This window comes from Kluyvera sp. STS39-E (genome assembly GCF_040932435.1).
In the GTDB taxonomy this organism is placed as follows: domain Bacteria; phylum Pseudomonadota; class Gammaproteobacteria; order Enterobacterales; family Enterobacteriaceae; genus Kluyvera.
This window is the reverse complement of record NZ_JBFQGA010000013.1, coordinates 52,990-76,515: the sequence shown is the minus strand read 5'-3', so window position 1 is coordinate 76,515 and position 23,526 is coordinate 52,990. Positions and strand designations below refer to the sequence as shown.

The following is a 23,526-nucleotide window of genomic DNA, read 5'->3' as shown; positions in this document are numbered from 1 at the left end:
GCAATAGACAACACAATAACAACAACCCTACCTGTACCTCTGGAGACTCTGTGATGAATGATCAAATTTGTCAGCAGATAGAAGATAGTGCGCATTTCAGGGAACTCGTCGAAAAACGGCAACGGCTTGCCACCTTCTTATCGCTGATTATGTTAGTGGTTTATGTTGGTTTTATTTTACTCATCGCTTTTGCCCCCGGCTGGCTCGGCACGCCGTTGCATCCTGGCACCAGCGTCACGCGCGGTATCCCTATCGGGATCGGCATTATCGTTATCTCCTTTATCCTGACCGGTATCTACGTCTGGCGGGCTAACAGCGAATTTGATCGCCTGAACAAGGCCGTACTGCGTGAGGTAAAAGCATTATGAAGAAGGTCCTGACGGCGCTAGCCGCCACACTGCCTTTTGCGGCGAATGCCGCCGACGCTATCAGCGGTCACGTTGAGCGCCAGCCGACCAACTGGCAGGCCATCATCATGTTCCTGATTTTCGTGCTTCTCACGCTCTATATCACCTACTGGGCCTCCAAGCGGGTCAGATCGCGTAGCGACTACTACACCGCGGGCGGCAACATCACCGGTTTCCAAAACGGGCTGGCTATCGCCGGTGACTTTATGTCGGCGGCGTCGTTCCTTGGGATCTCCGCGCTGGTCTACACCTCCGGCTACGACGGTCTGATCTACTCGCTCGGCTTCCTCGTCGGCTGGCCGATTATCCTGTTCTTGATTGCCGAACGCCTGCGTAACCTTGGCCGCTATACCTTCGCCGATGTTGCCTCCTATCGACTCAAACAAGGGCCGATTCGCATGCTCTCCGCCTGCGGTTCGCTGGTGGTGGTGGCACTGTATCTGATTGCCCAAATGGTCGGCGCCGGTAAGCTTATTGAGCTGCTGTTCGGCCTTAACTACCACGTCGCCGTGGTGCTGGTGGGCGTACTGATGGTGATGTACGTGCTGTTTGGCGGCATGCTCGCCACCACGTGGGTACAGATTATCAAAGCGGTTCTGCTGTTGTTTGGCGCGAGCTTCATGGCCTTTATGGTGATGAAACACGTCGGTTTCAGCTTCAATAACCTGTTCAGCGAAGCGATGGCGGTACATCCGAAAGGCGCAGCCATTATGAGCCCTGGCGGGCTGGTGCAGGATCCGATATCGGCTCTGTCGTTGGGTCTGGGCTTAATGTTTGGTACCGCCGGACTGCCGCATATCCTGATGCGTTTCTTCACCGTTAGCGATGCCAAAGAAGCGCGTAAAAGCGTGTTCTACGCCACCGGTTTTATGGGCTACTTCTACATTCTGACCTTTATCATCGGCTTCGGCGCGATCATGCTGGTTGGGGCGAACCCAGCGTTTAAAGACGCGGCGGGCCAGCTGATTGGCGGCAACAACATGGCGGCGGTGCATCTGGCTGATGCCGTCGGCGGCAACCTGTTCTTGGGCTTTATCTCAGCGGTCGCCTTCGCCACTATTTTGGCGGTGGTCGCAGGCCTGACGCTGGCGGGTGCCTCAGCGGTCTCTCACGACCTGTACGCCAACGTGTTTAAGAAAGGTGCAACCGAGCGTGAAGAGCTGAAAGTCTCGAAAATCACCGTGCTGGTGCTGGGCGTGGTGGCGATTCTGCTGGGCATTCTGTTCGAGAATCAGAACATCGCATTCATGGTGGGTCTGGCGTTCTCCATCGCGGCAAGCTGCAACTTCCCGATAATTCTGCTCTCCATGTACTGGTCGAAACTGACCACGCGTGGCGCGCTAATCGGCGGCTGGCTGGGGCTGTTGACGGCGGTGATTCTGATGATCCTTGGCCCAACCATCTGGGTGAAGATCCTTGGTCACGCCACCGCTATCTTCCCGTATGAGTACCCGGCGCTGTTCTCCATTGCTGTCGCCTTTGTCGGTATCTGGTTCTTCTCTGCCACCGACAACTCAGAGGAAGGTAATCGCGAACGCGAGCAGTTCCGCGCTCAGTTTATTCGCTCACAAACCGGCATTGGTATCGATCAGGGCCGCGCGCACTAAATCCCCCCTCCCCGGCCTCTGGTCGGGGATCACATTTTTTCCCCCTTCAGGTGACGTTTATCACGTCAGCAAAATAAAAAAAGCCGACGCTCATCACAGGCTTTATCTGCGATTCGCCAACATCATCACACTTTTCTCGCTTTCACGCCGTTCCCGACGTTTAGCTCTGCGACGTTTACAGACATTCTGCGCCGCAGTTTTTATGCTTTATTCACGACGACTTACCAAGGCTTGTAGCAAATCGGGTCAATCTTTCCGGGCTTAGCAGCAAAGGGAGGAACAGCGGGCTACCGGCAGGCGGATTCGCCAGCCAGCGTTCTAGGGTATCCGCGTAACGCAGGAGCGACTGCTGATGTTTTGCCAGCGTATCGGCTGGCAGGCTTTGCGGGCCGTAGTGCTCCAGCCACAGGATATCGCTCACAGCCGCGGCAACCCGCGAGAACATCTGGCTGTAGATTTCCGCGCTGCGCCAGGCGGCGAGCAGGATCTCCAGAGAGTCGTTGGGGCAGGAAATACGCGGCATCAGCTCACGCAGGCTCTGTACCGTGTGCGATGCCAAAAAGCAGGAGGCCTCTTTTTCCAGCGCCACCCGCTCGCGTTGCTCCTTGCCAAGCAGCGGAGAATCAGCAGGCATCAACGGCTGCCAGGCGTGCATCCAGTTGGCGCTGCGGGTGTCCATATGCAGCAATTGCTGCGCCTGAGCGACGCTTTCTGGGATCTGGCTTTGGTAGTGAAGCCGTCGCCCGAGGAAGTTAGGCGTTTTACACAGCCAGTCGTAGCTGCCGTGCATGATGGTCGATAGCTGATGTTTGTCCTGCGCCGAGCGAAAACCGAGCTGCTGATGGTCAACCCAGCGCTCAAAGGCTGAGAGCGGCTGCGCATCGGCAGTCTGATTGGCAGCGGAAAGGCCAAACAGGTTGATGGCGTTGGCGGAGTCCATCACCCGGCTATCGGGCAGCCACTGCCAGCTAACCCGCGACGTGATGGCTTCCACTTCGTTGCCGGTAGCGCTGAGCGCCCAGCTTAAACGGCCACTGATTTCATCGGCCAGATAGCACGGCAGTGCGGTCCAGCCGTAGCCGGTGCCAAACAGGTCGTATTCGATCCACTTTTTGTGCCCTGGCAGCGTGGCGATATGGGGATGATTGGCGAAGCCGGGATGATAGTCGAGCTCGGTGGCTTTGACCGAGGCGCGTACGTCGTCCGGCAACGTTGCCAACAGGTTGGAGAGCTGCTGGCGCGGCCAGCTGTCATCAATATAGTCGCGCAGCACCAGCTTTTTACCTTGGGCGCGCAGCAGGCTCCAGACATCGTGCAGGCTTTGCTGCCAGCGGGCAGTTTGAAAGTCCGGCGTGGTCAGGCTGAGAATGATGCCGCTGAGATGCGGCAACGCCGGTAATAACGGTTCTAAGATCGCCGCATAAAAATGCTGCCAGAAATCCGGCGCGCTTTTTTCAGCGAAGGTCAGTTCGGGAAATTTACGCTTAATAATATCGTCACTCGGCGCGGCTTCGCCTTGCAGCCAGAACGATAAATTATTTTCCGCCAGATAACGGTCGACGCGTTTTAAATACTGCAATGCGTAATGTTGTTGATGAATAAGGTTCTCGACGCTGAGTTTTTGACTGAGCGGCGAGGGCGTCGCCAGAAAAGAGAGCAGTTCCTGTTGGTGCAGGATGATGCCGGTGAAACCGTGCTGCTTCGCGCTTGCAACGCCCTGAATAAGCCAGGGCCAATGCCAGATAAAAGTGCTATTCAGCTCCATCAATTGATGCGGAATACGTTTCATTGCCTCGCCCTGCGAATATTTGAATTTCTATATTAATCGAGGATGCCATGAAAAAATATGCTCTGGTCGGTACCGGGGGTCGTGCGGGTTTATATATTTCAGCTATTGCTGGAACCTGGCGCAATAATGCCAGATTGGTTGCCTTTTGTGATACCAACCAGACGCGCATGGACTACGCCAATCAGCTATTAAAAAATGAAGGTGCCGAGCCGGTCTCTACCTGGAAAGCGGCGCAGTTCGAGGAGATGATCCGCGAAACGCGGCCGGATATTGTTATCGTCACCACCATGGATCGCACCCACGATGACTATATTGTTCGCGCGTTACACGCCGGCTGCGATGTGATCACCGAAAAACCGATGACCATCGATGAAAATCGCGCCCTGCGCATTCTCGACGCTATCGAAGAAACCGGCCATACCGTCCGCGTGGCCTTCAACTACCGCTATGCGCCACACCATAGCAAAGTGCGCGAACTGCTGATGCAGGGCGTGATTGGCCGCGTTACGTCGGTGCACTTCGAGTGGTTGCTCAATACCGAACACGGCGCTGACTACTTCCGTCGCTGGCACCGTGAAAAACGCAACAGCGGCGGCCTGCTGGTGCATAAATCAACCCACCACTTCGACCTGATGAACTTCTGGCTGGGCAGTTATCCGGAGCGCGTTTACGCCGAGGGTAGCCTGCAGTTCTACGGCAAAGAAAACGCCGAAAAGCGCGGCGTAAGCCAGTTCTACCCACGCGCGCACGGTTATGCAGAAGCCCAAAACGACCCGTTTGCGCTGCATATGGCGGAGAACCCACAGCTTAAAGCGCTGTATCTCGATGCCGAGCACGAAGATAACTATTTCCGCGACCAAAGCGTGTTTAGCGACGGCATCACCATCGAGGACACCATGTCGGTGCTGGTGAAATACCAAAACCAAGTGCAACTCACCTACTCGCTCAACGCATATCTGCCGTGGGAAGGATTGAACGTGGTGTTTAACGGCACCGAAGGGCGTCTGGAGATGAAGATCATCGAGAAATCCTACGTTAACGCCGGAGGAGAGCGAGAAAACGAAGGCAGCCTAGAGCACTGTGATATCACCGTGTTCCCGATGTTTGCCGAGCCGTGGAAAGCGCAATTCAATCTCGGTGAAGGCGGTCACGGCGGCGGTGATAACGCCATGCTGGCGGATCTGTTCGGCGAGCCGGGCCACGATCCGCTCAAGCGTGCCGCTGACCATCGAGCGGGCGCCATGTCTATTCTCACCGGCATCGCGGGCAACATCTCGATGCAGCAGCAGCGTCCAGTGAACTTTAAAGAATTTGAGCTGGTTTCTCGGTTAGCGAAATCCTAACCCCCCCACCCGGTGCGGCAGGAGGCCGCGCCGGAACCGTTGGTCAGTATTATGTCGTTACTCACCTGTTTAATAACAAAATTTGTGCCTCTATCGCGGAGACAATAATGAATAAACTTGCATCAGGTGTTATCGCATCACTGTTATTTTCCTGTACCTCGGTCTGGGCGCAGCAGCCCGTTGAGTTACGCATGTCATGGTGGGGCGGCAACAGCCGTCACCAAGCCACGCTGAAGGCGCTGGAAGCCTTTGAGAAAACCTATCCCGATATCAAAGTGAAGGCTGAATATACCGGCTGGGACGGTCACCTTTCGCGTCTCACCACCCAAATGGCCAGCGGCACCGAGCCGGATGTGATGCAAACCAACTGGCCGTGGCTGATTCTTTTTTCCAAAAACGGCGCGGGGTATTACGACCTCAACAAGCTGAAAGATGTGCTGGATTTGAGCCAATATCAGGCCAAAGATCTGCAATCTACCACCATTAATGGCAAGCTCAACGGCCTGCCGATTTCGGTCAATGCCCCAGTGTTCTACTACAACGACGTCAGTTGGAAAAAAGCCGGTCTGGCCTATCCGAAAACGTGGGATGAATTTTTTGCCGCCGGCAAAGTGTTCCAAAGCAAACTCGGCAACCCATATTACCCGTACGCCATGGTCGATCAGGACGTTATCTTGCTGCTCAACGCCTACATGATGCAGAAATATCAGAAGCCGATGTTTGCCAGCGACGGCAAGTTCACGTGGAATGAGGCGCAGTGGAATGAAGCATTTAGCTTCGTGAAGCGTCTGAGTGACGATCATGTCGTCCCCTCACCGAAAACCTACTCCTCTTACGGCAAGGGCAATTTATACGAGATGAAGCCGTGGATCGCCGGAGAATGGGGCGGGACATTCACATGGAATATTTCCATTCGAATGTACATCAACAACCTCACGCCACCGGCGAAGCTGGTGCTGGGCGATTATGTGATGCAGCCGGGTAGCGAGGAATCTGGCGTCTATTTTAAAACGGCGCAGATGTTCTCGGTGGCGAAGTCCAGCAAGCATCCACGAGAGGCAGCGATGCTGGTGAATTTCCTGCTTAACGATCCGCAAGCGGTTCAAGCGATGGGGCTGGAGCGCGGCATTCCACTGAGCAAAGCCGCCGAGACATTGTTAATCGACAAGGGAGTCATAGACCCGAACGATCCAGTGGTTGCCGGTCTGCGTCAGGCGCAGAACCTGCACACTACGGCGGTCGCGACGCCGTATATTGAGGATTTGCAGGTGGTCGATCAGTTTATGTCGGCCCGCGAAAAGCTTGACCAAGGCAAGCTGACACCTGCCGAAGTCGCCGCGGATTTCCGTCAGCAGGTGGAGCGGATTGTGCGTCGGTTGAATCGTTAGCATTGCACTGCCTGATGGCGCTAGCGCTTATCAGGCCTACAAACCGCACCATCGTGTAGGCCGGGTAAGCGCTAGCGCCACCCGGCATAACCGACGGCTCAAAACATCAACCATCCAACCAACGGTGCCACCAGCACCATCACCACGCCGGAAAGCATCATCACTAAGCTGGCGACAACCCCTTCCTGCGGCCCCAATTCATACGACCGCGCGGTTCCCGCCCCGTGCGAGGCGGCGCCAAATCCCGCGCCTTTCGCCATGCCTTCACGAATCGCCAGACGTAAGAACAGCACGTCGCCAATCGCCATACCAAATACCCCGGTCACCACCACGAACAGCGCCACCAGCTCCGGCTGGCCGCCGAGCGATTTTGCCGCCGCCAGCGCAAACGGCGTGGTAATGGAGCGCACTGCGAGGCTACGTTGAATTTCATCAGACAAGGTAAACAAGCGAGCCAGCCACACTGAACTGGTGACCGCCACTACCGTCGCCGTAATCACACCGGCGGAAAGCGACATCCAGTGGCGTTTGATTATCGCCAAGTTGTCGTACACCGGAACGGCAAACGCAATGGTTGCCGGGCCCAGCAGCCACAGTAGCCAGTGGGCTTCACCCATGTAGTTTTGATAAGAGATATGGCCGAACACCAGCAATAGCACCAGTAGAACCGGCGTCAGCACCAACGGCATCAGCGGCAGTTTGCGAAAGCGGCGATACAGGCGTTTGTTGGCAAAATAGAGCACCAGCGTGACAACCAAACAGGCGACGCTCAGCTGAAAGTTAGTCATGGCGCATCCGTTTCATTTCAAAGCGATACACTTTATCGACCACCCAGGCCGTCGCACCCAGCACCATCATGGTGCTTAGCGCAATCACCAAGAAAATACGCCAGCCATCAATCATCAGTAATTGCGCGTAGTTCACCACCGCCACCACCGCCGGAACGAAAAACAGCAGCATCTCTGCCAGCAACCAGCGCGACCCGGCGCGAACCCACTTCAGCGGCACAATGTGGCAAACAATCAGCGCCAGCAGCAGCACCATCCCCACCAGATTGGCGGGCAGCGGCAAATGCCACCAGCTCACCAGATATTCGGCAAATACAAACAGTCCCGCATACAGCACAACCTGTACCGGTACCTGTAGACGGTTCAAAACGGAGGGCACTACGCGCCCTAAGGCCTCAGCCATGGAGGGATGTCCAGAAAAAATCACAGGCGCACAGTATAGTGAGGCCGCGATGATGACAGAAATGAATTAAACTCATCGGTAGCATAGTTTAGAGGCATACTTATGGACATCAGAACGCTGCGCTACTTTGTCGAAGTCGTTCGCCAGCAGAGCTTTACCCGCGCGGCGGAGAAGCTTTTCGTCACCCAACCCACCATCAGCAAGATGCTCAAAAACCTAGAAGATGAGCTGAACTGCACGTTGCTTATTCGTGACGGGCGCAAGCTACTGATGACCGATACCGGGCAGGTGGTGTTTGAGCGCGGGCTGGCGATCCTTGATGAATTTCGCCAGCTTGAAGCCGAACTTAGCGATATCAATCATCTCAACAAAGGCGTGCTGCGGCTGGGCATTCCACCGATGGTCGGCATGCTGATGGCCGGGCCGATTGGTCTGTTTCGCCAGCGCTATCCCGGCGTAGAGCTAAAAATTTCCGAGTTTGGCGGCTTAACGGTGCAGCAGGCGGTGATGAACGGCGAGCTGGATATCGCCATGACCGCGCTGCCGGTCGAGGAAGAGAGCGCGCTCACCACCCTACCGCTGTTCAGCCATCCGTTATGCGTGCTGGTGCCACGCTCCGGCGACTGGCTGGAGCAAACCACGGTGTCACCGCAGCAGTTAGCGGCTCATCCTTTGCTGATTTATAACGAAGATTTTGCCCTGAGCCGCCAGCTGATGCAGCTGTTCGCCCGTCATGATGTGAAACCACGGATTGCGGTGCGCAGTGGGCAATGGGATTTTCTCGCCGCTATGGTGCAGGCGGGCGTCGGCGTGGCGATTTTGCCGGAGCCGATTTGCCGACGTCTGGATGCCAAAACCCTACGCTGGCTGCCGCTGGAAAGCGAACTGCGCTGGCAGTTGGGGATGATCTGGCGCGAGGGAGTGTATATGTCGCACAGCGCCCAAGCGTGGCTGAAATGCTGCGAGGGGTTTACGTTGCCGGAGTAGAAATTTAGGCACGGTGCGCTCCCTCTCCCTTTTTAAGGGAGAGGGTTGGGGTGAGGGTTTATGCTCCGAGCCATCCCCCTCACCCTAGCCCTCTCCCCATTGGGGAGAGGGGACTGAACGGCGCACGCTTTATCCGTATTACGCATCTTCAATCAACAGCGCTTCCAGCAGGTCGAGATCATGCAGCAGCTTCTGCAAAGTCTCGTTGCTGATTTGCCTTGTTGCGCGCAGGTGGTATAGCTCGCCGCGTTCCGAACGCAGCGCGGCCAGGCGGAAGCGGCGTTCGAGCTGCTCTTCCAGCATCGACGTTTCGACATCATTACGCCCATCCACTCGACGACGCAGGTTACCGATGACGCGGGAGCTGACCTCGGTCAGCAGCTGGTTATCGATATTCTCTTCCGTATCCGCCGCCAGACGCTCCTCCATTTTCTGGATAGCGACAATCGCCACGTCCGCCGTCGCTGCGCGCGCCAGACGCTCTTCTTTACGCTGCTGGACGTTATCGGTGGATTCGATATGACGCAGCAAAATCGGCAGCGCAATCACGCCGACAAACAGCGAGAACAAAATCACCCCGGCGGCAAGGAACACCAGCTCATAGCGCGCAGGGAACACATCACCGGACGGCAACAGCAGTGGTATCGATAGCACACCGGCTAGCGTAATCGCCCCGCGCACACCCGCCACCGAGGAAATCAGCAGCTCACGGGTGGTCCAGGAGCCAAACTCCATCGGTTTCTTTTTCAAGAAGCGCTGGCTCAATTTGCGCATCGTCCACAGCCAGCCAAAACGCACCAGCATCAGCGCCGCGTAAATCAGGATGATATCGGTAAACAGCATCCAGGTTTCCACGTTCGGATCGGCTTCCGCCGCCACCAGCGAGCTTTGCAGAATGTCCGGTAACTGCAGGCCCAACAGCAGGAACACCATGCCGTTAAACACAAACTCCAGCATCGCCCAAGTGCTGTTGGCACGCAGACGCATCGCCAAAGGCGCAGTGCGCATCACGCCTGAACGAGTGATGGTCATCCCCGCCGCCACCGCCGCCAGGATACCGGAAACACCGATATGTTCAGCAATCAGGTAAGAGGCGAACGGCAGGAGGAACAGCAGGACAATTTGCGTGGCTGGCTCATCGCCGCCCCAACGGCTGAGAAAGCGCATTGAGCGACCATACGACCAACTGACCACGAAGCCCGCTAAGATGCCGCCAATCGCCACTTTGAGGAACTCAACCGTGGCCCCGCCGACGGTAAAGACCATCGTCCCCATCGCCACCGCGACGGCAAACTTCAACGACACCAGGCCTGAGGCGTCGTTCATCAGCGCCTCGCCCTGCAAAATGCCCATGATTTTTTTCGGAATGCGGCCTTCACCCACAATCCCCGAGAGCGCCACGGCATCGGTTGGCGAGAGCACCGCCGCCAGCGCGAACGCTGGAATGAGCGGAATGCCTGGGACAATCCAGTAAATCAGGAAGCCAATCCCCACTACCGTCACCAGCACTAACGCCAGCGCCAGCCCGAGGATCTCCCTGCCGTGCTCAATAAACTCACGCGTTGGCGTCTTCCAGCCATCGGCGAACAGCAGCGGCGGGATGAACAGGACGAGGAACAGCTCCGGATCAAATTCGACGTGCAGACCGAAGGTCGGCCAGGCGAGCATCGCCCCGATGGCGATTTGCATTAACGGTAGTGGAACTTGGAAGGGCAGTACGCGTGTAACCACCCCAGAGAGCGAAACCACGAGGGTCATGATGAGTATGGTAAAGAAGATTTCCATGCGATCCCTGTTTACAGCGTTGTCTTATTATTCAAAACGTGAAGCGTCGTGCTTCTTATTATACGGATACCAGAGTAACGCAAAAGGAAACGAGTCGTGGCTGAAAATGGAAAAAAAGTGCCAGCCCGCCTTTGTGCCTTTCGTCTTGCCAAGGCACAAACAACAAACCCGCCATTAGGCGGGTTTGTTGTGCTGCAGAGGTGCGATTAAATCGCCCAGCCGCCTGCATAGAAGATAACCAGCGCCGCAGCGATAACCACAGTGCCGATATTCAGCTTACGCCATTCGCCGGAAACCACGCGGCCAATCACCAAGGTCGCGAAGCCAATCATGATGCCGGTTACGATGTTACAGGTCAGGACAATCATCACCGCGGTGATGAGGCCGGACATGGCATCAACGAAATCGTTGAAATCAATACGCGCCACGTTGCTCAGCATCAGCAGACCGACATACATCAGCGCAGGCGCAGTAGCATAACCTGGGACCAAGTAGGAAAGCGGAGAGAGGAACAGAATCAGCAGGAACAGCACGCCAACGGTCACCGCGGTTAAACCGGTTTTACCACCTGCCGCAGTACCCGCTGCCGACTCAATGTAGACCGCCGCAGGAGCTGCACCCACTACCGCCGAGAACACGCTGCTCAGGGAGTCAGTGGTCAGCGCTTTGCCGCCGTTAATGATCTGACCGTCTTTATCCAGCAGGTTTGCCTGACCGGCTACCGCACGGATAGTCCCGGTGGCGTCAAACACCGCCGTCATCACCAGCGCCAGTACGCTTGGCAGAACCACAGGGTTCAGCGCCCCCATGATATCCAGGCTACCAATCAGCGAGTGGCCGTTTTCATCGCTCAGCGATGGCATCGCAAAAACACCGGAGAAGTGCACGTTCGGGTCAAAAATCAGACCGACGATAGACACGCCGATGATGGTCAGCAGAATGCCGCCCGGCACCTTCATTTTTTCCAGACCGATAATCATCGCCAGCCCCACCAGCGTCATGATGACCGGGAAGCTATCGAATTTACCCAGCGCAACCGGCAAACCTTCAATCGGGTTTTTCACAACCATGCCGACGCCGTTGGCGGCAATCAACAGCAGGAACAGGCCGATACCAATGCCTGTGCCATGCGCAATGCCCTGCGGCAAATTGCGCAAAATCCAGCTACGGATACCGGAAGCGGAGATGACGGTAAACAGCACGCCCATCAGGAATACTGCGCCGAGGGCAACCGGAATGCTGATTTGCTGGCCGAGCACCAAGCTAAACGCGGTGAAGGCGGTCAGTGAAATGGCGCAACCGATGGCCAAAGGCAGGTTCGCCCACAGACCCATCACGATAGAGCCAACGCCTGCAACCAGACAGGTGGCGACGAATACCGCAGCAGGAGGGAAACCGGCTTTGCCAAGCATGCTCGGCACGACGATAACCGAGTACACCATCGCGAGGAAGGTCGTAAGACCGGCGACAATCTCCTGACGAACAGAGCTACCACGTGAAGAAATTTTAAACCAAGCGTCTAACGAACCGCCGGTACGCGCTGAAGGCGTAGACATAGAAAACATCCCCTGAGAGTTTTTATCATTCGTTCGTCTGCGTGGTGGAACATCCACTGCCAGCTAAGCGTCATCTCCATGTGCTACGTTGCGGCAATAGGGGAGCCACAAAAAAGCAAACGATTAACTCCGCGCAGACAATACAAGAATCGGAATACCTCATTTACGCGGGTGCGTAATAAGGTGAGCCTGGTCATTTTCGCCGCCAAAAGCGGTCGAAAATTCAAGGCAAACGATTATCTGGCTTTTACACCCTCTTTTTCAACTGAAGTTTGCCTGGGTTTATCAAAATTAACGATTGCCGATGAAGAATTGCTCAACCCATGCGCAAACGTTATCGTGAATGCGCAATCTGGCAACAATTCTGTGGTAAAAATCGTCACATCTTTGAGGGGATTGTTATTTGTAGCCCGATAAGGCGAAACTGCCATCGGGCATCATGCAAAACCGCCGGATGGCGCTGCCGTTTATCCGGCCTACGGTTATTCTTCTTCCAGCAAACGCGCCCCGGTGCCCTCTTCGCCCAGCTTGTCGCCAGGGTTACGCAACGGGCAGTCGCGCAGCGACATACAGCCACAGCCGATGCAGCCGTTTAACTGATCGCGCAGCGCCTCCATTGCATGAATACGTTTATCCAACTCTTCACGCCATTGAGTGGTGAGATGCTTCCAGTCCTTCGCCCCCAAAGTGTGGTTTTCAGGCAAAACGCTGAGAGAGTCACCGATGGTTGCCAGCGGAATGCCCAACCGTTGGGCAATTTTAATAATCGCCACGTAGCGCAGCACATCGCGCTTATAGCGCCGCTGATTGCCACTATTTCTTGTGCTACGAATCAGCCCCTTGCTTTCATAAAAGTGTAGCGCTGATACCGCAACGCCAGTTCGTTTCGCTACTTCACCGGGTGAAAGCAACGTTTTTATGCGTGTCGATTTTTTTTCCATTATCCGCTTTACCTCAAGTTAACTTGAGGAATTATACTCGCCAGCAGAACAGAAATCGACGCAAAAATAGACAACGGGGAGTGCCTTATGTCCCATCGGGAAATTATTCAAACGCTAATTGAATGGATTGATGAACATATCGAGCAACCGCTTAATATCGATATCGTGGCGAAAAAATCCGGCTATTCGAAGTGGTACCTGCAGCGTATGTTCCGCGCAGTGATGCATCAGACACTGGGAGATTATATTCGTCAACGACGCCTGCTGCTGGCGGCGGAAGCGCTGCGCACCACCCAGCGGCCAATTTTTGATATCGCGATGGATCTGGGGTATGTCTCGCAGCAGACCTTCTCTCGCGTGTTCCGCCGCGAGTTCGACAGCACGCCGACGGCCTATCGTCACCAAATCTCCGCTTAGGTTTTCCTCTTTGCTGTCGTTGCGCTCAGCGCGACAGCAACATTTCCATACTATTAATATGGTTAATGTGTTGACAAAAATCCTGCACCTCCCTCTGGTGAATAAAGCAACAAATGTGATATAGTTCACAAAATAGATTGAAACAGAAACGGTGTTTCATCTCAATTTTGACTGCCCCCAGATAGCCAGAGTGCCTTGAGCCTCATTAAACAATGCGCTGTCAGGGCACTGTATTGTTTATCTCCGAGGATAAGGTCTCATGGTTTCAATTACCGCGGGCGTCGCGTTGTTACGCTGGCCGCTAACCAGCGCGGTGCTGATGTTTATCGCCAGTACCCTTAAGATTCAACTTCGTAAATCAGACTACGCCGGGCTGGCGGTCATCAGCGGCATGCTCGGTGTGGCAGCAGCCTGTTGGTTTGCGACCGGTTTACTGGGCCTTACGTTGGTAGACATTTCGACCATTCTGAACAATATCAAAGATGTGATGGTTGAGGTCATGAGCCACGCGCCGCCGGAATGGCCTGTTGCAATGTACTAAGCGCCACAACGAATACATGAGCCCCGATTTATCGGGGTTTTTTATTGCCTGAAACCCTAGATAGCCCCCGCTCAGAAAGCCTCTCTTTTAGCGCCGCTCGACTAAAATAAGAAGATGTGCCCTGCGGAGTGCCGCACCATGAACGCCATCCCTTTCCATCACCTTCTGATCCCCTGTCTTAGCGCTCTGATGCTTTCCTTCACGGTATATGCCGCCCCGGCAAAAAACGAGGCGCCCGATACGCTGGAGGTTAATACTGAAACCATCATGCAGCCGTGGAAAGGCGATCTTTCCGGCATGCTCGACCGACGGGTGATCCGGGTATTGACGACCTACAGTAAGACTTTCTTTTTTATCAATAAAGGCCAACAACGTGGGGCAACGCACGATATTTTTGCCGCCTTTGAGCGCAGCCTGAATGAGCAACTGGCAAAAGAGAACAAGCTCAAGCAACGACACCTCAAGGTACGGATCATCTTCGTCCCGGTCACGCGGGATACCCTTTTTACGGCGCTTAACGAAGGCAAAGGCGATATTGCCGCGGCCAATCTCACCATCACGCCTTCGCGGCAAAAAGAGGTCACCTTTGCCGACCCACTCTATACCGGGATCCAAGAACTGTTGGTCTCAGGCCCCGCCTCTCCACTGGTCAAAAGCCTAGACGACCTCAGCGGCAAAACGGTATTCGTGCGCCTCTCATCAAGCTATTACGAGAGCCTGCTCGCTCAGAATGTCCGCTTGAAAAAAGAACAACGGCCACCGATCGTTATCAAACCGGCCCCCGAAGTGCTGGAGGATGAAGATCTGTTGGAGATGCTCAACGCTGGGCTAATCCCGCTGATCGTTGTCGATCGCCACAAGGCCATATTCTGGAAACAGATGTTTCCAAAAATCAGCGTGCATGAAGATATAGTGCTGCGCGATAACGGCAGCATCGCTTGGGCGGTGCGTAAAGATAATCCGCAGTTATTGGCCGCGTTGAACGGTTTTGTGAAAGACCACCGCCAGGGCAGTACGCTGGGGAATACGCTGCTGCTGCGCTATCTCAAGAGCGCAGACTACGTTAAAAACGCCGCCGCCGAGAAAGAACGACGCAAGTTTTTAAAAATGGTCGAAGTCTTCAGAAAGTATGGCGATCGCTACGATGTCGACTGGCTGCTGATGGCGGCGCAGGGATATCAGGAGTCGAAGCTCGATCAATCTGTGCGTAGCCACGTTGGGGCAATCGGCGTCATGCAGGTCATGCCGAAAACCGGCAAAGAATTGCAGGTTGGTGATATCAAACTGTTGGATCCAAACATTCACGCTGGAGTGAAATATATGCGCTGGATGATCGATCGCTACTACAGCGACGAGCCAATGACGCAGCTAGATAAAGCCCTGTTCTCATTCGCCTCTTATAACGCAGGCCCGGCGCGCATTGCCCGGCTACGTGCAGAAACGCTAAAGCGCGGTTTTGATCCTAACATCTGGTTTGGCAACGTTGAGAACCTCGCCGCCGAGAAAATTGGTGCCGAAACGGTGACCTACGTGAGCAATATCTATAAGTACTACATCGCCTACCGGCTGATTCTCGATGAGATGAACCGCAAGCGGGCGGCGACGGGCAAGCCGCCGACGCTCCCAGAGATAGAAAAACGGACCTGACGCAGCGCTATCAGCGTATTTGTGTCGCTCGAACGCCCTGCAAGCGTCGCAGGGTGATCGTACTGGCACCTTTATAAGCATCGGTAATATGAGCAGAAATGAGCGCCACCGCCCTTTCTTCATCCCGTTGCTCTATCGCCTCTAGCAGCTCAGCATGCTCCTTATAGGTCTGCGCGACACGCGTTTCATACTCAAAATCGAGCCGTCGCATAATACGGATACGGTTGGTGATATTCGTCAGGATATTGGCCAGCTCGCGGTTACCGGCAGCCTCCGTCAGGGCAATATGGAACTGCTCATCCAACGACGCAATATCGTCGCATGCCAAAAGCTGGGCCTGGGGCGCAACCTGCCAGATGGCCTTGAGGCTAACCAACACCTCACGGTTCACCTTTGGCGAGGTTGAACTGCACAAACTCCTGACCGAATTCACCTCAATCAGCGCGCGGGTCTCATAGAGATCTTCGTACACATCAAAATCAATGGGAAAAACTTCCCAGCCGTTACGTAAGCAGCGCCGCAGCAGGCCTTCATTTTGCAGCAGTAGCAGCGCTTCTCGAACCGGCGTGCGGGAGCATCCTAGGCGACGGGCAATGTCCACCTCCGTAAAGCGGTCACCGGGCAGGAGGACGAACTGGTAAATCTCCTGCCGTATCTGCAGATAAACACGTTCCGAATGCGCAAGCAGCGGCGTGGGTTCAGATGTCATTGCCGTCATGGAAAACTCCGCTATTAGCTATGTTGGCGGATAAACCGCGCACGCCAAGGTTTTAACACACACAGTGCCAGCCCGGCCGTAATGAAATCAAGCGCTATTGCGCAGCCGAAGACCACGTGCCATCCCTGCGTATGTTGATACAGCAGCGCCGCCAACGGGCCGCCGAAAATCGAGCCAATGCCCTGTGAAATATACAGCCAGCCGTAGTTCGATGCGGCGTGTTCGCTGCCAAAGGTATCGGTTAACGTGGACGGGAACAGGGAGAAAATTTCGCCCCAGCCGAAAAACACCACCCCCGAGAGCAATACGAAAAGCAGGGGATCTTCACGGCACGCCAGCCACAACGTCATGGCGCAGCCTTCCAGTGCAAAGGCGATAAACATGGTTTTCTCACGGCCATAACGGTCGGAGATAAAACCAAACAGCGGGCGTGTTAGACCGTTGGTAAATCGGTCAATGGTTAATGCCAACGGAAGCGCCGCCATCCCGAAAACTACCGCCTTGCTGATCCCAAAATCTTCGGCAAATACCGCCATCTGCGAAGTCACCATCAACCCAGAAGTCGACATCATCGCCATCATGGCAAACATCAGCCAGAACAGCGGTTGGCGTAGCATTTCCCGGGAGGTGAACTGGCGCGTACTCTGCGCCACTTTATGGCTAACCGACCGTGCCGTCATGTTTGGCGGCAAACTCAAACCTTGGCTTGCCAGCAGCCCCACGGCGGCAAAGATAAGGCCAAACACAGTCATGGTCTGCTCGAGGCCGTAGTTGCCAAGTGAGATGGCAATTGGGAAGGTGGTTAAAATCGCCCCCATTCCATATCCCGCTGCCACAGCCCCCGCCGCAAAGCCACGGTTTTGCGGGAACCATTTCACCATTAGCCCCACCACCCCAATATAGACAATCCCGGTCCCCAAACCGCCGATGCAGCCATACACGATATACAGCGCCACCAGACCATTAATATGCGCCGACAGCACCCAACTCAGCCCCGCCATCACGGTGCCAATGGAAATCAAAAGACGCGGACCAAACCGCTCAACCAGACGCCCTTGGAACGGTGAAAAAAAGGTCTGCAGAATGATAAGCAGAGAGAATGTTACCTGCAGTTCCGGCAGCCCCACGCCCAGCTTTTCAGTCAGCGGTTTGGTTAATAACGTCCAGACATACTGCGGGCTGGAAATAGATGCCATGCAGATAAGCCCGAGGACAAGCTGCGTCCATTTGCCAAATTTTGGTGTCACCAACGGTTCTCTGAGAACGGTCATATTACGCTCCAATAGACGAAAAAATGCCGCCAGAATGCGCAACGCCTTTGTGCGTCGCGGCATTCTAGGAATGTTTCTTTTGGAAAATGCTGGCGTTACCAGCGGGCTACGCCGCCGTCACTTCGCGGGTCGCTGCCGCCTTCCAGCATGCCGTTGCGATGCCGAAGTATTGCTCCGGCATGCCCCATGAGGTCGTCATAAGGGGGGTAAATCTCGACGTCATGGCCGTACTGTTTGAGGGTGTCGGTAGTCTCCGCTCTAAGGCGGCTTTCTATCTTGAGAGTGTCGCTGCTTTCACCCCAAGTGCGGCCTAATAGCCAGCGCGGGGCGGTAATAGCCGCCTGAGGCGTCATGTTCTGGTTAACGATACGGTCAAAAACCGCCGCCAGCGTTTGCGGTTGTCCATCGCCGCCCATGCTGCCGTAAACCAGCAGCCCACCGTCTGTCAGGCGAGCCAGCGCGGGGTTGAGGGTATGAAACGGCAAGCGCCCCGGCTGAAGCGGATTGGTTGCTTTTGGATCCAGCGAGAAGCTGCTGCCACGGTTTTGCCAGATAACGCCGCTGTCCGGCAGAATCACCGCGCTGCCGAATTCGTGGTAAATGCTCTGGATAAAACTCACCGCAGTGCCCGAACCATCGATAACGCCCATCCAGATGGTATCTGCAGGGCCGCGCCCTTTTCCCCACGGCAGCGCGCGGTCTGCGGCTATCTGGGAACTTAGATCGGCAATGTTTTCGGCAGTAAGTAAGCACTGCGGATCAAGCGTCATGTGGGCCGGATCGGTGATATGGCGATCCCGTAGATTGAACGCCAACTTGGTCGCTTCGACGCAGTGGTGCACAAAGTCGGCCTCATCGCGGATAACGCCCTTTTTCCGCTGCTGCTCAAGAATGCCGGTGATCAGCAATGACACCAGCCCCTGCGACGGCGGCGGCAGGTTATATACCGTGCCCGCGTCCGTGTGCAGCGCCAGCGGCTTGACCTGTGAAGCACTAAACCGGTCGAGATCGTTAAAGCGCAGTAGGCTGCCCGCAGCTTCCAGCTCAGCGCTCATCAGGCGTGCGGTTTCACCGTGATAGAAATCGCCAAGCCCGTTGCCAGCCAACCTTTCAAGGGTATTTGCTAGGGCTGGCTGGAACAGTAATTCATTTACGCCCAGTGCCTCACCCGCCGGGGCAAACAGACCGCTAAAACCAGGATACTGGCGCAGTTGTTCCAAACGCGAGGCAATTTGTTGGTGCAGGCCCGGCGAGACAGGTACACCGTGGCGCGCGTAGTGCACGGCATCTTTTAGTAAACGAGGCAGCGGTAACGGCGCTTTTGCGCTATTTTGCTCAGCCCACGCCAGCGCTTGCTCCCAACCGGACACTGTTCCAGCGACGGTGTTTGCCGCCAGCGGCCCGCGCACCGGGATCTGCGAATAGCCCGCCTGCTGGTAAAAGGCGATATTGGCTTTTTCTGCCGCAAACCCGCAGGCCTGGATCGCCACCGGCTCTTTTCCCGGCGAGGAAATTAACCAGAAGCCGTCACCACCGATACCATTCATATGCGGGTAGACCACAGCTATGGTCGCTGCGGCGGCCACCATTGCTTCAATCGCGTTCCCGCCATCGCGCAGCACCGCGACCGCGCTTTCCGCAGCCAGCGAGTGCGGCGCAACGGCCATCCCCTGCATACATCTTGCTGATTGGTACTGAGTCATTGCCGGTCACCTTGCCTACATGAGTGTATACATTGATGTAGGCACAAACCGTGCCAGTTATTATTTTCTTTATTTATCTTGCAGTTATGGTGTTTTCCGTTTTTTGCTATTTTTTCTGAGTGGGCAACATGCGCACCGAAACGGTGCCGATGACGGGTCATGGTGCGAAAAATCATCTACTGGCAGAAACAAAAAACCCCGCCGAAGCGGGGTCTTTTATTTCTTAGCTGCCGAGTGCCAGCCTTAGAACGGGATATCGTCGTCGAAGTCCATTGGCGGTTCGTTAGACGGTGCCGGAGCGGACTGCTGCTGCGGGCGAGACTGCGCGCCGCCGCTGAACTGGTTGCCGCCCTGAGGTTGCTGAGGCTGACCCCAACCACCCTGCTGCTGACCGCCGCCTGCGTTACCGCCAGCTGGTGCGCCGCCACCCTGACGGCCACCCAGCATCTGCATGGTGCCGCCAACGTTAACCACGACTTCAGTGGTGTATTTTTCTACGCCTGACTGATCGGTCCATTTGCGAGTACGCAGCTGGCCTTCGATATAGACCTGAGAACCTTTACGCAGGTATTCAGCCGCAACTTCCGCCAGTTTGCCAAACAGCACAACACGGTGCCATTCGGTCTGCTCTTTCATTTCACCGGTCGCTTTATCACGCCAGGATTCGGAAGTAGCCAGCGTAATGTTGGCAACTGCGCCACCATTCGGCATGTAGCGTACTTCCGGGTCCTGGCCCAGATTACCGACGAGAATCACCTTGTTTACGCCTCTGCTGGCCATGTTTGTCTCTCCTGAATAACGATTCTTGATTAAGTGTAAACGCGCGAGTGTATCATTTCCACACGGTCTTTTGATAGCCGCGAGACATATTCCAGTAAACATCTTGTCACTCGACATTTTTTCATTGGCGACTCCGAGCGACGTTCCAACACTGTATATCCATTCAGGTTAAGTTGTGTCATAATTAGCCGTTTCTGCCGTTTGTCCTTCTAACAAACCAGGCAATCCGTGTATCTTCTACCGGGAAAGGTGAATGGATAAGATCGAAGTTCGGGGCGCCCGCACCCATAATCTCAAAAACATCAACCTCGTCATCCCTCGCGACAAATTGATTGTCGTGACCGGGCTGTCTGGGTCTGGTAAATCCTCATTGGCTTTCGACACCCTCTATGCTGAAGGGCAGCGCCGCTATGTAGAATCGCTTTCTGCCTATGCGCGCCAGTTCCTGTCGCTGATGGAAAAGCCGGACGTCGATCATATTGAAGGGCTGTCGCCGGCTATCTCCATCGAGCAGAAGTCGACCTCGCACAACCCGCGTTCTACCGTCGGTACCATCACCGAGATTCACGACTACCTGCGCCTGCTGTACGCCCGCGTCGGCGAGCCGCGTTGCCCGGATCACGATGTGCCACTGGCGGCGCAAACCGTCAGCCAAATGGTCGATAATGTGTTGTCCCAGCCAGAGGGCAAACGCCTGATGCTGCTGGCGCCGATTATCAAAGAGCGTAAAGGCGAGCACACCAAGACGCTGGAAAACTTGGCAAGCCAAGGCTATATCCGTGCGCGTATCGACGGTGAAGTTTGCGATCTCTCCGATCCGCCAAAGCTTGAACTGCAAAAGAAACACACCATTGAAGTGGTCATCGACCGCTTTAAAGTACGCGACGATCTGGCGCAGCGGCTGGCAGAATCTTTCGAAACCGCGCTGGATCTCTCCGGCGGTACGGCGGTGGTCTCCGATATGGACGACCCTAAAGCGGATGAGCTGCTGTTCTCCGCCAACTTCGCCTGCCCGATTTGCGGCTACAGCATGCGTGAGCTGGAACCGCGCCTGTTCTCGTTCAACAACCCAGCTGGCGCTTGCCCAACCTGTGATGGGCTTGGCGTACAGCAGTATTTCGATCCAGATCGCGTGATTCAGAATCCCGAGCTGTCGCTAGCCGGTGGCGCAATCCGTGGCTGGGATCGCCGCAACTTCTATTACTTCCAGATGCTGAAGTCGCTGGCAGAACACTACCAGTTCGATATCGAAGCACCGTGGGATACCCTCGGTGCCGTCGCACAGAAAGCCATTCTGTACGGTTCAGGCAAAGAGTCGATTGAATTCAAATACATCAACGACCGTGGCGATACCTCCGTTCGCCGTCATCCTTTCGAGGGCGTGCTGCACAACATGGAGCGCCGTTATAAAGAGACGGAATCCAGCGCCGTGCGCGAAGAGCTGGCGAAATTTATCAGCAACCGCTCATGTACCAGCTGCCACGGCACCCGTCTGCGTCGCGAAGCGCGTCACGTGTACGTTGAAAATACGCCGCTGCCAACCATTTCCGATATGAGCATCGGCCACGCGCTGGACTTCTTCAGTAATCTGAAGCTGGCAGGCCAGCGGGCAAAAATTGCTGAAAAAGTGCTGAAAGAGATTGGCGATCGCCTGAAGTTCTTGGTGAACGTCGGCCTGAACTACCTCACCCTCTCCCGTTCGGCAGAAACGCTGTCCGGTGGTGAAGCGCAGCGTATTCGTCTGGCCAGTCAAATTGGTGCCGGACTGGTCGGCGTGATGTACGTGCTGGATGAGCCGTCCATCGGCCTGCACCAGCGGGATAACGAACGCCTGCTGGGGACGTTGGTTCATCTGCGCAACCTCGGTAACACGGTAATTGTGGTTGAGCACGACGAAGACGCAATTCGCGCCGCCGATCACGTCATCGACATCGGCCCTGGCGCTGGCGTGCACGGCGGCCAGGTGGTAGCCGAAGGGACGCTGGACGACATTATGGCGGTGCCAGAGTCCTTAACCGGGCAGTTCATGAGCGGTAAACGCAAAATTGAGGTGCCGAAAAATCGCGTTCCGGCCGATCCGGAAAAAGTGCTCAAGCTGACGGGCGCATCGGGCAACAACTTAAAAGACGTGACCCTGACCCTGCCTGTCGGGCTGTTTACCTGTATCACCGGCGTATCCGGCTCGGGTAAATCGACGTTGATTAACGATACTCTGTTCCCGATAGCTCAGACCCAGCTAAACGGCGCCACTATCGCTGAACCAGCACCGTATCGCGACGTACAGGGGTTGGAGCATTTCGATAAAGTTATCGATATCGACCAGAGCCCTATCGGTCGTACTCCGCGCTCAAACCCGGCAACCTACACCGGCGTATTTACCCCAGTGCGCGAGCTGTTTGCCGGCGTGCCGGAGTCGCGTGCGCGCGGTTACACACCGGGGCGCTTTAGCTTTAACGTGCGCGGTGGACGCTGCGAAGCCTGTCAGGGCGACGGCGTCATCAAAGTCGAAATGCACTTCCTGCCGGATATCTACGTGCCGTGCGATCAGTGCAAAGGCAAACGCTATAACCGCGAAACGCTAGAGATTAAGTACAAGGGTAAGACCATCCACGAAGTGCTGGATATGACCATTGAAGAAGCCCGTGAGTTCTTCGATGCGGTACCGGCGTTAGCGCGTAAGCTGCAAACGCTGATGGACGTTGGCCTGACCTACATTCGCCTTGGCCAGTCGGCCACGACGCTGTCCGGCGGTGAAGCGCAGCGCGTGAAACTGGCGCGCGAACTGTCAAAACGCGGCACCGGTCAGACGCTGTATATTCTTGATGAGCCGACTACCGGCCTGCACTTCGCGGATATCCAGCAGTTGCTGGAAGTGCTGCATCAGCTTCGCGATCAGGGCAACACTATCGTGGTCATTGAGCACAACTTGGATGTCATTAAAACGGCAGACTGGATTGTCGACCTGGGTCCAGAAGGCGGCAGCGGCGGCGGGGAAATTCTCGTTTCCGGTACGCCTGAAACGGTGGCTAACTGCGAAGCCTCGCACACCGCGCGTTTCCTCAAACCACTGCTACAGTAACTACGAGTACATCTGCTGCCGGAGCGCATCCGGCAGCAGGTCCACCGCCAGCTGATACGACGCATCGACCAGATAGTAAATCTGCGAATTTGGCAACGAGCCGTCGAGATACACCGTGCTCCAGTGCGCTTTATTAAGATGGCGGCTTGGACGCACATCTTTGTGCTGCTCACGCAGCAACTCTGCCAGTTCGGGGCTGGTTTTCAGTGACACCGCCGGGCGGTCTTCCACATCCTTTACCATCGCGAAAAGTACATCGGCCACTTTAATCTGAGTTGCCTTCCAGTCGCTGTGCACGCTCTGTTCCGCGCCACGTTTAGCCATGCAATACAGCAGAAGATCCGAACTGGTCATCGTTATACTCCTTTGGGTTAAC

Annotated in this window: 21 protein-coding genes; 10 read left to right on the top strand and 11 right to left on the bottom strand. The window is 55.4% G+C overall.

Annotation, left to right across the window (positions count from 1 at the left end):
- Positions 1–53 precede the first annotated feature (53 nt).
- Together AB4K05_RS22790 and actP are read left to right on the top strand one after the other, a co-directional pair.
- Complete coding sequence (locus tag AB4K05_RS22790) at positions 54–368, top strand: DUF485 domain-containing protein (protein WP_368481982.1); 315 nt, start codon at positions 54–56, stop codon at positions 366–368.
- On the top strand, positions 365–2,014 hold the full coding sequence (actP, locus tag AB4K05_RS22785) for a cation/acetate symporter ActP (protein ID WP_368481981.1): 1,650 nt from the start codon (positions 365–367) through the stop codon (positions 2,012–2,014). Before AB4K05_RS22790 ends, actP begins: the two co-directional genes overlap by 4 nt.
- A 211-nt stretch (positions 2,015–2,225) precedes the next feature.
- On the opposite strand, the gene AB4K05_RS22780 is transcribed toward actP, so the two are convergent.
- On the bottom strand, positions 2,226–3,803 hold the full coding sequence (locus tag AB4K05_RS22780) for a hypothetical protein (RefSeq protein ID WP_368481980.1): 1,578 nt from the start codon (positions 3,801–3,803) through the stop codon (positions 2,226–2,228).
- A gap of 47 nt (positions 3,804–3,850) precedes the next feature.
- Between AB4K05_RS22780 and AB4K05_RS22775 the strand changes: the two genes are divergently transcribed.
- Entirely contained in the window at positions 3,851–5,146 is a 1,296-nt protein-coding gene (locus AB4K05_RS22775) for a Gfo/Idh/MocA family protein (protein WP_368481979.1), read from the top strand.
- Between the two features lie 107 nt (positions 5,147–5,253).
- Positions 5,254–6,534 (top strand): ABC transporter substrate-binding protein, encoded by a 1,281-nt coding sequence (locus AB4K05_RS22770; RefSeq protein WP_368481978.1) that lies wholly within the window; start codon positions 5,254–5,256, stop codon positions 6,532–6,534.
- 98 nt (positions 6,535–6,632) lie between these two features.
- Here the strand turns inward: AB4K05_RS22770 and AB4K05_RS22765 are convergent, their stop codons facing one another.
- Together AB4K05_RS22765 and AB4K05_RS22760 are read right to left on the bottom strand one after the other, a co-directional pair.
- Positions 6,633–7,322, bottom strand: coding sequence for an LrgB family protein (locus tag AB4K05_RS22765; protein WP_368481977.1), 690 nt, complete (start codon positions 7,320–7,322; stop codon positions 6,633–6,635).
- Complete coding sequence (locus AB4K05_RS22760) at positions 7,315–7,725, bottom strand: CidA/LrgA family protein (RefSeq protein ID WP_368481976.1); 411 nt, start codon at positions 7,723–7,725, stop codon at positions 7,315–7,317. Before AB4K05_RS22760 ends, AB4K05_RS22765 begins: the two co-directional genes overlap by 8 nt.
- Before the next feature lie 102 nt (positions 7,726–7,827).
- On the opposite strand from AB4K05_RS22760, the gene AB4K05_RS22755 reads away from it, so the two are divergent.
- On the top strand, positions 7,828–8,712 hold the full coding sequence (locus tag AB4K05_RS22755; protein ID WP_368481975.1) for a LysR family transcriptional regulator: 885 nt from the start codon (positions 7,828–7,830) through the stop codon (positions 8,710–8,712).
- Positions 8,713–8,850: 138 nt separating this feature from the next.
- Here the strand turns inward: AB4K05_RS22755 and AB4K05_RS22750 are convergent, their stop codons facing one another.
- Positions 8,851–10,497, bottom strand: a complete 1,647-nt coding sequence (locus AB4K05_RS22750) for a Na+/H+ antiporter (RefSeq protein WP_368481974.1) — start codon at positions 10,495–10,497, stop codon at positions 8,851–8,853.
- Between the two features lie 206 nt (positions 10,498–10,703).
- Positions 10,704–12,053 (bottom strand): NCS2 family permease, encoded by a 1,350-nt coding sequence (locus tag AB4K05_RS22745; RefSeq protein WP_368481973.1) that lies wholly within the window; start codon positions 12,051–12,053, stop codon positions 10,704–10,706.
- Between the two features lie 183 nt (positions 12,054–12,236).
- Between AB4K05_RS22745 and AB4K05_RS22740 the strand changes: the two genes are divergently transcribed.
- Positions 12,237–12,470: a hypothetical protein gene (locus AB4K05_RS22740; RefSeq protein ID WP_368481972.1), complete on the top strand. Its 234-nt coding sequence runs from the start codon at positions 12,237–12,239 to the stop codon at positions 12,468–12,470.
- 65 nt (positions 12,471–12,535) lie between these two features.
- Here the strand turns inward: AB4K05_RS22740 and soxR are convergent, their stop codons facing one another.
- Positions 12,536–12,994 carry a redox-sensitive transcriptional activator SoxR gene (gene soxR, locus AB4K05_RS22735; protein ID WP_368481971.1) on the bottom strand — a complete coding sequence of 153 codons (459 nt, stop codon included), beginning with the start codon at positions 12,992–12,994 and terminating at the stop codon, positions 12,536–12,538.
- Between the two features lie 87 nt (positions 12,995–13,081).
- Here soxR and soxS point away from each other — a divergent pair, with 87 nt between their 5' ends.
- The 3 genes from soxS to AB4K05_RS22720 all read left to right on the top strand — a co-directional run bounded on the left by soxS (position 13,082) and on the right by AB4K05_RS22720 (position 15,599).
- Entirely contained in the window at positions 13,082–13,411 is a 330-nt protein-coding gene (gene soxS / locus AB4K05_RS22730) for a superoxide response transcriptional regulator SoxS (protein WP_368481970.1), read from the top strand.
- Positions 13,412–13,670: 259 nt separating this feature from the next.
- Complete coding sequence (locus tag AB4K05_RS22725) at positions 13,671–13,952, top strand: YjcB family protein (RefSeq protein ID WP_368481969.1); 282 nt, start codon at positions 13,671–13,673, stop codon at positions 13,950–13,952.
- Between the two features lie 189 nt (positions 13,953–14,141).
- A complete protein-coding gene (locus AB4K05_RS22720) occupies positions 14,142–15,599 on the top strand; it encodes a transporter substrate-binding domain-containing protein (protein ID WP_368482011.1) in 1,458 nt (485 codons plus the stop codon).
- Between the two features lie 10 nt (positions 15,600–15,609).
- On the opposite strand, the gene AB4K05_RS22715 is transcribed toward AB4K05_RS22720, so the two are convergent.
- The 4 genes from AB4K05_RS22715 to ssb1 all read right to left on the bottom strand — a co-directional run bounded on the left by AB4K05_RS22715 (position 15,610) and on the right by ssb1 (position 20,071).
- Entirely contained in the window at positions 15,610–16,317 is a 708-nt protein-coding gene (locus tag AB4K05_RS22715) for a GntR family transcriptional regulator (protein ID WP_368481968.1), read from the bottom strand.
- A gap of 14 nt (positions 16,318–16,331) precedes the next feature.
- Entirely contained in the window at positions 16,332–17,651 is a 1,320-nt protein-coding gene (gene oxlT, locus AB4K05_RS22710) for an oxalate/formate MFS antiporter (RefSeq protein WP_368481967.1), read from the bottom strand.
- A 32-nt stretch (positions 17,652–17,683) separates the two neighbouring features.
- Positions 17,684–19,291 carry a gamma-glutamyltransferase family protein gene (locus AB4K05_RS22705; RefSeq protein ID WP_368481966.1) on the bottom strand — a complete coding sequence of 536 codons (1,608 nt, stop codon included), beginning with the start codon at positions 19,289–19,291 and terminating at the stop codon, positions 17,684–17,686.
- A 243-nt stretch (positions 19,292–19,534) separates the two neighbouring features.
- Positions 19,535–20,071, bottom strand: coding sequence for a single-stranded DNA-binding protein SSB1 (gene ssb1 / locus AB4K05_RS22700; RefSeq protein ID WP_368481965.1), 537 nt, complete (start codon positions 20,069–20,071; stop codon positions 19,535–19,537).
- A gap of 253 nt (positions 20,072–20,324) precedes the next feature.
- On the opposite strand from ssb1, the gene uvrA reads away from it, so the two are divergent.
- Positions 20,325–23,150 (top strand): excinuclease ABC subunit UvrA, encoded by a 2,826-nt coding sequence (gene uvrA / locus AB4K05_RS22695; protein WP_368481964.1) that lies wholly within the window; start codon positions 20,325–20,327, stop codon positions 23,148–23,150.
- Here uvrA and AB4K05_RS22690 read toward each other — a convergent pair whose 3' ends face one another.
- Entirely contained in the window at positions 23,151–23,504 is a 354-nt protein-coding gene (locus AB4K05_RS22690) for an MmcQ/YjbR family DNA-binding protein (protein WP_368481963.1), read from the bottom strand.
- Between the last annotated feature and the right edge of the window lie 22 nt (positions 23,505–23,526).

Bases quoted from the DNA above. Each gene is read 5' to 3' on its own strand.
- AB4K05_RS22790 (WP_368481982.1), top strand. From the start codon at position 54: ATGAATGATCAAATTTGTCAGCAGATAGAAGATAGTGCGCATTTCAGG.
- actP (WP_368481981.1), top strand. From the start codon at position 365: ATGAAGAAGGTCCTGACGGCGCTAGCCGCCACACTGCCTTTTGCGGCG.
- AB4K05_RS22780 (WP_368481980.1), bottom strand. From the start codon at position 3,803: ATGAAACGTATTCCGCATCAATTGATGGAGCTGAATAGCACTTTTATC.
- AB4K05_RS22775 (WP_368481979.1), top strand. From the start codon at position 3,851: ATGAAAAAATATGCTCTGGTCGGTACCGGGGGTCGTGCGGGTTTATAT.
- AB4K05_RS22770 (WP_368481978.1), top strand. From the start codon at position 5,254: ATGAATAAACTTGCATCAGGTGTTATCGCATCACTGTTATTTTCCTGT.
- AB4K05_RS22765 (WP_368481977.1), bottom strand. From the start codon at position 7,322: ATGACTAACTTTCAGCTGAGCGTCGCCTGTTTGGTTGTCACGCTGGTG.
- AB4K05_RS22760 (WP_368481976.1), bottom strand. From the start codon at position 7,725: ATGGCTGAGGCCTTAGGGCGCGTAGTGCCCTCCGTTTTGAACCGTCTA.
- AB4K05_RS22755 (WP_368481975.1), top strand. From the start codon at position 7,828: ATGGACATCAGAACGCTGCGCTACTTTGTCGAAGTCGTTCGCCAGCAG.
- AB4K05_RS22750 (WP_368481974.1), bottom strand. From the start codon at position 10,497: ATGGAAATCTTCTTTACCATACTCATCATGACCCTCGTGGTTTCGCTC.
- AB4K05_RS22745 (WP_368481973.1), bottom strand. From the start codon at position 12,053: ATGTCTACGCCTTCAGCGCGTACCGGCGGTTCGTTAGACGCTTGGTTT.
- soxR (WP_368481971.1), bottom strand. From the start codon at position 12,994: ATGGAAAAAAAATCGACACGCATAAAAACGTTGCTTTCACCCGGTGAA.
- soxS (WP_368481970.1), top strand. From the start codon at position 13,082: ATGTCCCATCGGGAAATTATTCAAACGCTAATTGAATGGATTGATGAA.
- AB4K05_RS22725 (WP_368481969.1), top strand. From the start codon at position 13,671: ATGGTTTCAATTACCGCGGGCGTCGCGTTGTTACGCTGGCCGCTAACC.
- AB4K05_RS22720 (WP_368482011.1), top strand. From the start codon at position 14,142: ATGCTTTCCTTCACGGTATATGCCGCCCCGGCAAAAAACGAGGCGCCC.
- AB4K05_RS22715 (WP_368481968.1), bottom strand. From the start codon at position 16,317: ATGACGGCAATGACATCTGAACCCACGCCGCTGCTTGCGCATTCGGAA.
- oxlT (WP_368481967.1), bottom strand. From the start codon at position 17,651: ATGCCGCGACGCACAAAGGCGTTGCGCATTCTGGCGGCATTTTTTCGT.
- AB4K05_RS22705 (WP_368481966.1), bottom strand. From the start codon at position 19,291: ATGACTCAGTACCAATCAGCAAGATGTATGCAGGGGATGGCCGTTGCG.
- ssb1 (WP_368481965.1), bottom strand. From the start codon at position 20,071: ATGGCCAGCAGAGGCGTAAACAAGGTGATTCTCGTCGGTAATCTGGGC.
- uvrA (WP_368481964.1), top strand. From the start codon at position 20,325: ATGGATAAGATCGAAGTTCGGGGCGCCCGCACCCATAATCTCAAAAAC.
- AB4K05_RS22690 (WP_368481963.1), bottom strand. From the start codon at position 23,504: ATGACCAGTTCGGATCTTCTGCTGTATTGCATGGCTAAACGTGGCGCG.